General features: G+C 28.2%; 10 protein-coding genes. 5 read left to right on the top strand and 5 right to left on the bottom strand.

What is annotated here, in order from left to right; genetic code table 11:
• The coding region (locus HMPREF2715_RS11845) for a type I toxin-antitoxin system Fst family toxin (RefSeq protein WP_103450215.1) at nt 1-85 on the top strand (85 nt) is incomplete at its 5' end.
• A gap of 235 nt (nt 86-320) precedes the next feature.
• Here the strand turns inward: HMPREF2715_RS11845 and HMPREF2715_RS04115 are convergent.
• Nucleotides 321-662, bottom strand: a complete 342-nt coding sequence (locus HMPREF2715_RS04115) for a winged helix-turn-helix transcriptional regulator (protein ID WP_017176821.1) — start codon at nt 660-662, stop codon at nt 321-323.
• A gap of 371 nt (nt 663-1,033) precedes the next feature.
• Here HMPREF2715_RS04115 and HMPREF2715_RS04110 point away from each other — a divergent pair, with 371 nt between their 5' ends.
• Complete coding sequence (locus HMPREF2715_RS04110) at nt 1,034-2,188, top strand: MFS transporter (RefSeq protein ID WP_009385210.1); 1,155 nt, start codon at nt 1,034-1,036, stop codon at nt 2,186-2,188.
• Between the two features lie 251 nt (nt 2,189-2,439).
• On the opposite strand, the gene HMPREF2715_RS04105 is transcribed toward HMPREF2715_RS04110, so the two are convergent.
• Nucleotides 2,440-2,634, bottom strand: coding sequence for a hypothetical protein (locus HMPREF2715_RS04105; protein ID WP_141738628.1), 195 nt, complete (start codon nt 2,632-2,634; stop codon nt 2,440-2,442).
• Nucleotides 2,635-3,181: 547 nt separating this feature from the next.
• Between HMPREF2715_RS04105 and HMPREF2715_RS04100 the strand changes: the two genes are divergently transcribed.
• Together HMPREF2715_RS04100 and HMPREF2715_RS04095 are read left to right on the top strand one after the other, a co-directional pair.
• A complete protein-coding gene (locus HMPREF2715_RS04100; protein WP_053031498.1) occupies nt 3,182-5,332 on the top strand; it encodes a peptidase domain-containing ABC transporter in 2,151 nt (716 codons plus the stop codon).
• A gap of 202 nt (nt 5,333-5,534) precedes the next feature.
• Nucleotides 5,535-6,143, top strand: a complete 609-nt coding sequence (locus HMPREF2715_RS04095; protein WP_070678213.1) for a recombinase family protein — start codon at nt 5,535-5,537, stop codon at nt 6,141-6,143.
• A 280-nt stretch (nt 6,144-6,423) separates the two neighbouring features.
• Here HMPREF2715_RS04095 and HMPREF2715_RS12220 read toward each other — a convergent pair whose 3' ends face one another.
• The 3 genes from HMPREF2715_RS12220 to HMPREF2715_RS04085 all read right to left on the bottom strand — a co-directional run bounded on the left by HMPREF2715_RS12220 (nt 6,424) and on the right by HMPREF2715_RS04085 (nt 9,226).
• The gene (locus HMPREF2715_RS12220; protein ID WP_256263993.1) at nt 6,424-6,558 is read right to left on the bottom strand and encodes a hypothetical protein; all 135 of its coding nucleotides are present in this window, start codon (nt 6,556-6,558) and stop codon (nt 6,424-6,426) included.
• A 914-nt stretch (nt 6,559-7,472) separates the two neighbouring features.
• Nucleotides 7,473-7,904: a universal stress protein gene (locus HMPREF2715_RS04090; protein ID WP_000475805.1), complete on the bottom strand. Its 432-nt coding sequence runs from the start codon at nt 7,902-7,904 to the stop codon at nt 7,473-7,475.
• Nucleotides 7,905-8,458: 554 nt separating this feature from the next.
• Entirely contained in the window at nt 8,459-9,226 is a 768-nt protein-coding gene (locus HMPREF2715_RS04085) for a DUF536 domain-containing protein (protein ID WP_012818081.1), read from the bottom strand.
• Between the two features lie 439 nt (nt 9,227-9,665).
• On the opposite strand from HMPREF2715_RS04085, the gene HMPREF2715_RS04080 reads away from it, so the two are divergent.
• Nucleotides 9,666-10,281: replication initiator protein A (locus tag HMPREF2715_RS04080; protein WP_070839474.1), on the top strand; the 616-nt coding region annotated here is incomplete at its 3' end.

Raw genomic sequence — 10,281 nt, 5'->3', positions numbered from 1 at the left:
TCACATCACGACCACAGTCATCAGTGGTTGTATTGTTGCGTTATTTACGCATTGGCTACGTACACGTAACAATAAGAAAAAATAGGCGATATTAGCCAACACCTAAAAATCCCCTCACTACTCGCAATAGTGAGGGGATTGGTGCATATAATGCACGAAGCTCTTGTTAAATATATTATAACACCATAGTGGATAGGAATGCAAAAGATCAAAAACAAAAAAGAAAGACTTAAAACCTGATTAATTCTGTAATTAAAAAAAGTATTTTGATTATATTCTCATCAATGGGGGAGTAGTTCAAATATATCTATGTATAACTTTTATTTCCGTTCCTTTCGTATTCCCTTTATGAATTCCTCATGGATAAATCCCCAATCACACATAGCACTTAATACGGGCTCCAATGATTTTCCATGTTTAGATAAAGAATATTCTACTTTTGGAGGGATTTCGTGATAAACAACACGAGTGATTAGGCCATCCCTTTCTAAGTCTCTAAGTTGTTGCGTTAGTACACCCTGTGTTATTTCAGGAATTAAATGTCTCAATTCCCCGAAACGTTTTGTGCCTTTTACTAAAAGAATAAATAATATATAAGGCTTCCACTTACTACCAATTGCTTGAAGCGTGGTAACAATTCTATATTTTGATTGTTCATCCAACAGAGTATCTCCCCTTTAAAATAACAATGTATAATCATAAATTCGTACTAAGTATATTAATCATATCAAATGAAAAGAACAAAAATAATAAATTAGCCTGATAGATTTCTTGTTTTGTATATATGGATAATTTAACAAAAAATAGGAGTTATTATATCGTACGTGATTGAATTAGTACCTTTTAACATACTAAGTATGAAAGATATGTCTACTTTTCAATCTGAATTTAGATCGGCATAATTATTATAAAGTACAAAATACTTTGTACATATAAAGAAACAATATACCTTCCATTTATTTCATCTTGTAATGAACAGTGTTCTATCATTTTTCGTACTTTTAGGTAAATATTTGAAATTGGAGTTGATTAAATGCCCTTTGTAATTTATGTATTAGGATTACTTATTTTTGCACAAACAACATCAGAATTTATGGTCGCTGGTATAATGCCAGTTCTTTCGGAAGAGTTTGGCGTATCTATCTCTTCTATTGGTTACCTTATTTCAGCTTATTCGGCAGGTATGGTCATCGGAGGCCCCATACTTACCTTAGCTTTACTTAAAGTGGCTCGAAAAAAAGCCCTGTTGACTCTTACTTTTGTGTATTTAATAGGTCAGATACTTGGGGCGATGGCACCCAATTATGAGATAATGTTCGTAGCACGTTTAATTACGGGAATTAGTTCTGCTGCTTGTTTTGGTCTATGTATGGCGATTGCTTTTCAATTAGTGAGTGCGCATACTCGCGGACGTGCTGCTTCCATTGTTTTGGGTGGTTTAATGCTGGCAACCGCAGCTGGTCTTCCAATTACTATTATGGTAGAACAATATTTTGGATGGCGCGCTAGCTTTTGGACTATTGCCTTATTAGTTTTATTAGCAGGCATATTAGCATATATCTTTATTCCATCTGTTGCTCAACAAGAACAGACCAGTGTTCGAAAAGAACTTGGTTTATTTAAAAATTATTCTTTATGGGCGGCTTATGTAACAAGTATGGTAGTTATAGGTGCAATTATTACAGGATTTAGTTACTTTACACCAATTTTAACTAGTATTTCGGGAGTTAAATCGACAACCGTTCCTTATATTCTTGCTGGTTATGGTATAGCAATGGTAATAGGGAATGTTATTGTGGGTCGATTGGCTGATACTTATATGATTTCAGTTTTAGTTGTAGGACTTAGCGTCTTGACAGTTACCTTTGTGGTATTTGGACTTTTTACAGAACTTCCTATGATTGCTGTAATTTCAATAATCACTGTTGGTTTTGTAGGATTATCAATGAATCCTGCTTTAGCCATTCGTGTAACTAGAGTTGGTGGTACAGGTACATTAGTTGCCAGTGTCCATAATTCGATGATTAATTTAGGGAATACATTTGGTCCTGCGATTGGTGGGTTCGCTATTGAGGCTGGATTTGGATTAGCTTCTCCATTATGGGTCGGTTTAATTTTATCTATTATTGCTCTAATATCTTTATTACCTATTGTTAGAGGTAATATCCCTTTTCTTAATACTAAATAGGTGGTCAACATATCTATAGAAAAATAATGGTTCTGTTGCAAAGTTAAAAATCATGTAATATTTATACTGAAAAACGAAAAATAATTAATACTAACAAAACTCTTTACTGTTAAAACAATATTTGCTTTTATAGTTTTGTATAGATGTGCATATAATTTTAACTTTGCAACAGAACCCTATTTTTTAATAAAAAACAGTCCAAACGTCTCATGCCTAGGCAGGGGACGTTTGGACTGAGAATACCACTTTTCTTATTTACCATTGAAAGTAGCTTGTTGGCATCTCACAAAATCCAAGCCTCTTTTACCATCATTCCAACATTTGTTAGCTGCCCCAACGTGTTTCCCAGTATTATAAACGGAATCCCCAAAAATACCTCGTTCAGGCCAGTTAATTCCACCTTCAATTTTTCTAGTTTCTTCTACAGTTAATTTTTGCATCTTCAATAACTCCCTTATAATTATTTAATACTATCGTAGCCATCTGAAAAATCTTTACCATAGTTATCTACAAATAAAATAGCAGGACCTACAACAGGTAATTTTTTAAATAGACTTTTCAAAATATTCACCCCTTTTTTTGATTTAAATTAATAGTAGCAAAAAATTATTAAAAAAAAGTAAATCTAAGAATAAGATTATTTTTAGATTTATAAAAGGAAATTTATTCTTTAAGTTTTAGAATTCTATATTATTTAATTCTACATATAACATGTTATTGATTTTAAAAATCATAATACGAAGTTAAATAAAAAATCTCACAATAAAAATGTTCATCATGCTCGTTTGAGAATCCTCCTAATACTCTATCAAAGTCTTCCTATAATTTGTGTTATTACTTCTTCTTGTATGATAGCGCTAATATAACTAATTTGAGTTTTGACAATATTTACATTTAAAAATGAGTTTGTGCTATATTGTTTTTGAAATGTAATATTGATTATAATGTTTTGCTTGTGAAGATATCATTATAAAATAAGATTGGGGCTTATATATGAAGTTTATTAAACAATACGATGAGAGCGACTGTGGACCAGCATGTTTAGCAATGTTAAGTCATCACTTTGGAAAAAAAACATTAATATCTAGAATTAGAGAATGGACAAAAACTGATAAAAACGGTACATCTTTATATGGTATGATTGAAGGTGGGAAACAATTAGGCATTGAATTAACTGGGGTTAAAGCTAAAAAAGTTAATGATATTTCTAATACTGATTTACCTCTGATTGCACATATTACAAATGAGCAAGGATATATGCATTTTATTATCATAGAAAGAAAAACTGAAAACAAAATTTATATTATTGATCCTGCAAAAGGAAAAGAAAAAATTAGTTTTACGGAATTTGAAAAAAAATGGACTGGTATACTGTTGCTTGTTCAGAATGATGTTTCATATGGCTATGATAATAACCTCCCTAGCAAATATAAGTTGCTCACAAAAATATTAAAAAGTAACAAAATTCCTATTTTTAATATTTTTATGTTATCACTGTTCATAAATATATTGGGTATTATAGGTGCATTTTACTTTAAATATCTTGTGGATACTATAATACCTTCTCAAATTATACAAAATTTACATATATTATCTATAGCTGTACTATTTATATACTTAATTAATGCATTGGTTTCTTTAATCAGATATCAAGCTTCTTTAAACTTAAGTCTAAAAATTGATATGAATTTTATGAAAGATTATTATTATCACGTTTTAAATTTACCAATAAAATTTTACGAAACAAGGAAAAGTGGAGAAATTTTATCAAGGTTTTCTGATTTATCTCATATAAGAGAAGCACTTTCTTCAGTTACTATAACATTATTAGTAGACACATTAATGGTTTTAGTTGGTGGAACTGCTTTATTCTTTCAAAGTGCGCTGTTATTTTATATAACATTAATTCTGATTCCAATATATTTAATTATAGGATTATCATTCAGAAAAATATTAAGCAAATATAATAGACTAGTGATGGAACAAGACGCTACTTTAAGTTCATATCTTGTTGAAAGTTTTTCAGGTTATTCAGTAATAAAAAGTTTCGGAGCAGAAAATGAAATATTTAATAAAGGAGTTAATCACTTTAAAAAATTAATCAGAAGATTGTATAAACTTAGTTTTTTTACTAATATGCAACTAACTATTAACACTTTTATGAAAATGACAACGACTTTAATTATCCTTTGGATTGGATCATTTCTTATAATAAAAAATCAGTTGACTTTAGGAGAACTTTTAACGTTCAATGCTTTAGTAATATATTATATAGATCCAATTGAGAGATTAATAAACCTACAGCCACAAATACAATCAGCAATTGTCGCTACGCAAAGATATTTAGATATAACAGATATTAAAACTGAAAATGAAGAAAGAAATAATAATAATACATTAATAGATTCTACTTTCACTTTTACAAATAAACTGGAAATTAGGAATCTTAACTTTCAATATAATTTTAAAGAAGAAGCTTTGAAAAACATTAATATATCAATACTCAAAAATCAAAAAGTTGCTATTATAGGTGAAAGTGGTTCAGGAAAGTCTACTATAGCAAAATTAATTGATAATTTTCATATAAATTATGAAGGTAGTATAACGCTTGATAATACTTCAATAAAAGAAATTCCCAAAAATAAACTGAGAAATTTGATTAGTTTTGTTACACAACAGAATTTTATTTTTGGAGCTACAATTAGAGAAAATTTGACTATTGGATTAAATAGAAAAGTCTCTGATTCTGATATATATAAAGCTTGTAAAATAGTTTGTGCATATGATTTTATAATTAACCTTCCACAAAAATTAGATACTCAATTACATAATGGAGGTTCTAATTTATCTGGTGGACAATTACAAAGAATAGCACTAGCTAGAGCAATATTAAAAGATTCCGATATATTATTATTAGATGAAGCTACCAGTTCTCTAGATGCATCTACTGAAAAAAATATATTAGAGAATATAGATCTTCATTTATCAAGCAAAACAATCATTTTAATCACACATAAATTGACTAATGTTAAAAATGCTGACAACATTTATTTATTAAAGTATGGTCAAATAATTGAAGAGGGAACTCATAAATCATTAATCAATAAAAAAGGTGAATACTATAATCTATGGAAAAATCAATAAGGTTAATGATTTACTTTAACCATTCTTAATGAAAGATTCACCTCTAATAAATATAAAAGAAAAAATCTATATTTATTTTTAGTAAGTTTTAATTATAGATATGTATACTTTGAGTACACCCTAATCATACAGATATAGTTATTGAATTTATAATAACTAGAACGTATGATTAGGGTGTATATTAATTATGAGGTGAAAATCAATGATTGTTGGCTATGCGAGAGTATCATCTATCGATCAAAATATAGAAAGACAACTTGAAAATTTAAAGACATTTGGTGCTGAAAAAATTTTTACAGAAAAGCAATCAGGAAAATCAGTCGAAAACCGACCTATTTTTCAAGAAGCGCTTAATTTTGTAAGAATGGGAGATCGATTCGTAGTGGAATCTATTGATCGTTTAGGAAGAAATTATGATGAGATTATCAAAACAGTAAATTATTTAAAAGAAAAAGAAGTCCAGTTAATGATTACTAGTTTGCCTATGATGAATGAAGTTGTTGGTAACCCACTATTAGATAAGTTTATGAAAGACTTAATCACACAAATATTAGCGATGGTATCAGAACAAGAGAGAAATGAAAGTAAACGTCGACAAGCACAAGGGATTAAAGTAGCTAAAGAAAAAGGAGTTTATAAAGGGCGTCCTTTATTATATTCTCCCCACGCTAAAGATCCTCAAAAACGCATTATTTATCATCGAGTTGTAGAAATGTTAGAAGAAGGCCAAGCAATTAGTAAAATTGCGAAAGAAGTGAATATAACAAGGCAGACTGTTTATAGAATTAAACACGATAATGATTTGATTTAATAAACTTTACTTCGATGCAAATGAGAGCTTCTCACAGCGTCCCAAAACAGATGATCATAATTTATTATGAACTTTTAATAATAAGACAAAAAAAGAGAGCATAAATATGCGCTCTCTTTTTTTCTATATTCTTTTTCTCATTAATGAACGTTTATAAATTATTGTTAAACATGTTATTAATGAATGCGATTGACCATTAATTGTAGTGAATATGCTGAAGTATCTGTTAGTGTAGATATAAAAAGCGCTAAAACACAGAATTTCGTAACTTGCTTATTTATTATTCATAGAAAGCATTAAGAATAATGTCTTGCATATCTTCAAAAATAGGAGAAATAATATTTAACGCTTTCTCATTTGCATCTATCCCAGATTGTGCTAATTTTTGATCTCCGTTTGTAATACCACTTTCCAATTTAGATAAAGCATTAATTTCTAATTCTAAAATCTATATTCTTACATTGAGCATCAAGACAAGAAGAAACTCGTTTTCAACTCGTTTCTAAACACCTAAAAAAGAGCATAAAAAATCTCTTAGTAAGAACAATCATCTTAACTAAGAGATAAAATAATAAGTTATTCAATAACAGAGTTAATATAATTTATAATACACATTCTTGGAAGCAACAAATTTATTTTAACACAATTCACTATTGTTAAAAATTAAGCAGCTTTTAGCAATTAAAAATCACTAAAAGCTGCTAGGAAAAAATGATTTTAAAATGAACATAAGATCCAAAGATATAAAATATGTGACCTTGTATGTTTTTATTATAACATACAAAAAAAATCTCTTAGCAAGAACTACATTCTTAGCTAAGAGAAAATAAAGAAAAAGTTTAAGTAAAAAAACATGAAAAACACGCTATAAAAGCATACTTTCGCATGATTTACGACTGTATCATAACATACTTTATTTTTTCCAAAAATAAAAAATCCCTTAGTAAGAATACAGAAACTCACTAAAGGGAAAAGGGAAAAAATGAATATCTAATGTAATAGTTTTATGTTTATAACACATCTTAAAATTATCATAGCATACATATTTAAATATAGTAAATAATTGTTTTATTCCAATTGCTTTTTGGTTGAAACCTACAGGGCTTTATGTGTTGTTGAGTTGGTACTTTCTTGGGATTAAACCCAATTCAATTCCCAACCAACTCGCTAACCTAGTTAGCTAACACATTGCCCATTCCAACCAAAAATTTTCTCGTCATAAATGCGTGTTCTAAATTTTAATAAAAAAATAAAAAAGCCTAAATACTCTCTCGATTTGTGAGAAAGTATTTAGGCTTTTTGAATTAATAAATTTCTTACTTCTTATATTTATTTAACAATTAGTACTGGGACAGAACTTCTTTTAGCAATCTTATGTGTAACATCTCCTAAAACATGTTTAATATTCAAATCGACTCTATGATTACTCATAATTACTAAATCAAATTCACCATTATTTATATCTCCAGAAGTAATTTTTTCTAAGATTGTATCTTTAATATGCCCAAAATCTACATCTATTTTATATTGAATATCTCTTTTTTCTAATTCACGTAAAAATGGAGTGAGTTTTTTTTCTTTTTCTCTAATAATATCTTCTTTATGCTTATTATAATATTTGACACTAATTGCAAGATCATTTTCTGTTACAACGTGATAAATTACAACAACTGAATCTTCATCGGTGACTTTTTCTAAATAGTCAGGGATAGCACTAAAATCATTTTCGAAATCATAGGGTAATAATATATTTTTGAACATCTACACCAGCCTCCTATTACTTATATATACCCTGAATATATATGCTTATTCTGATTCTGTTGTAAAGTAAAAAATATAGCTAACCACTATTTGAAATTTTAAGATATTTTTTTAGAGCATTTAGAGAGATTTATAGAATAATAAACAGGTTAAAAAGTAATAGGAAAAATAGGATTTGGATAAAAAAATCAATCCTATTTATAGGATTGACGTCGACTGAAGCCTATGAAATCAACAAAAACAATAGTATTCAGACAATTTAAAGTGGTCTTGTAACAATTGTAAATAGTATGCAATATTAGAGGTTATAGTATCGATCAATTCTTATTCAATATTAACTATAAGTATTATTATATCAGCGTTTATGATAATTTTAAAAAGAGCACTTAATTAAAAGAAAATAGAGATATAGATGTATTCTAATATTGATTGGACCATTTCAATTAATATTATTAAATAAGCAGTTAACATAAGTGATGATTATCAGAAGTTTCATCACTATAAAAGGTGTATCAAAGATTTATACTCCCTTGATACACCTTTTACATTCATTTTTAATTACCGAAGAATCGACTCCAAAATCCCTTTTTAGGTGGTTCTACCTCCCTATTATCATCAGGATCACTCTTCGTTTTTTCAACGAACTTATCCTCTTTTGTTAATTCACCTTCATCTGTACTGTCATTCTTTTTCTCTTCGGCTATATCCTTGTTATTTACTTCTGTTGGTTGACGCTTTGTTTGTTGTTGGTTGATATTTTGCGATTCTTCAGTAAAAGTTGCTTCTTGCGGATTAATATTTTGTCTATTATTCGTCGCTGTATCAAAAGAATAATTAAGCTGTCTTTCTTCTTCTAATTGGCTTTCTAGTTTTTGAATTTTTTTATTGCTTTCTAAAGCTAATATTTGTTGATTCTCCAACAATTTATTTAATGTATTAACATTGCTATTTTGTTGATCTAATTGCTTAGTTAAATTCTCAATATATTTTTCATCATTTTTAGCTCTAGTTTCAAAGATTTCTATTTGCTTTTCTAATTCGTTTACTTTTGTTTTTAATGTCTCAGAACTATTTGAATTATTATATATATTCTTTTCTGCTTTTGCAGTATTTTCACCAAACAATTCTTTTTTTACTGATTCTTTATTTTGGATTGTACTCTCTTTCTTAGTAATTTTTTCTATAATTTTCAAATAATCATTATCATCAATATAATTAATCCCATTTTCTTTTTCAAAAGTTATATTTAAACTTTTAGCATTATTAACAATAGTTTGTTTAGTTACACCTAATTCATCAGCAACCATTTTAATAGTTCTCATAACATCCACCCTTAGGTACCTAATTTAGTACCTAAATTTTACCACCTAATGAAGTTTATTTCATCAATTACCACTAAATTTACTACCTATTTACTACATATGCACCTAATTAGCTACCTATAATATGTTTTTGAAGCTTAATTAGGTACTAAAACAATGAACTACACATTTTGCCATGGCAATGTGCTTTTAACTACATTTAAAACTCTTTATATACTTTCTTAAAAGTGTTAATATTGCTTTATAAATACTAAAAGAGTCAATGCTATTGGCGTAGCATTGACTCTCGGTAATAAAACGATTCGCACTCGTTTGTTTATATATTTTTTGATACTTGTATTATATCTATCTAATCATCTAAGTGCAAGCACAAAACATATAACTTACGTAAAAATTGTTTTATTACCTCAATCCTAAAAATGGAAATGAGGTTTTTATTATGCCCAATTTTGAAAAATACAATTTATCACAAGTAAAAACTGAAAGGTTTTATCAACTACCTAAATATTTATTCGAAGATGCATATTTTAAAAAAATGTCGGCGGAAGCCAAAATTATGTATGCGTTATTAAAAGATCGCTTTGAATTATCCATCCAAAATGAATGGGTAGATAAAAATAATAACATTTACTTTATTTTCAGTAATAAACATTTGTGCGAATACTTAGGTTATGCAGAACAAAAAATTATAAAATTAAAAAAAGAGTTAATAAGTTTTAATTTACTAACTCAAGAACGTGTTGGCCTTAATAAACCAAATAGATTATACCTATTAAAACCTAATTATGACATTAAAGCCAGTCATAGCAAGGAACTTCCAAATTCACAGTTCCAGAACAATGAATTTGGAAGTTCTAGAACTGTGAATTTAAGTGGTCAAGAACTTCCAAATTCACAGTCTAATGATACTGAGAATAATGATACTGATTATATTAAGACTGAGAATAATGATACGAATGATTTGAATGATAATAAACTAACTTTTTCTAGTAATCATACAAATCATTCAAATCACGACAATTCAAACTTTAATAATGAAGCTTTAAAATTCCAAT

This window comes from Staphylococcus sp. HMSC062A01, assembly GCF_001836805.1.
In the GTDB taxonomy this organism is placed as follows: domain Bacteria; phylum Bacillota; class Bacilli; order Staphylococcales; family Staphylococcaceae; genus Staphylococcus; species Staphylococcus haemolyticus.
Note: the sequence above shows the minus strand (reverse complement) of the source record. Positions and strands in the feature narration are given on the sequence as shown.

Coding starts and splice junctions, on each gene's coding strand:
- HMPREF2715_RS04110 (WP_009385210.1), top strand. CDS start 1,034: ATGCCCTTTGTAATTTATGTATTAGGATTACTTATTTTTGCACAAACA.
- HMPREF2715_RS04100 (WP_053031498.1), top strand. CDS start 3,182: ATGAAGTTTATTAAACAATACGATGAGAGCGACTGTGGACCAGCATGT.
- HMPREF2715_RS04095 (WP_070678213.1), top strand. CDS start 5,535: ATGATTGTTGGCTATGCGAGAGTATCATCTATCGATCAAAATATAGAA.
- HMPREF2715_RS04090 (WP_000475805.1), bottom strand. CDS start 7,904: ATGTTCAAAAATATATTATTACCCTATGATTTCGAAAATGATTTTAGT.
- HMPREF2715_RS04085 (WP_012818081.1), bottom strand. CDS start 9,226: ATGAGAACTATTAAAATGGTTGCTGATGAATTAGGTGTAACTAAACAA.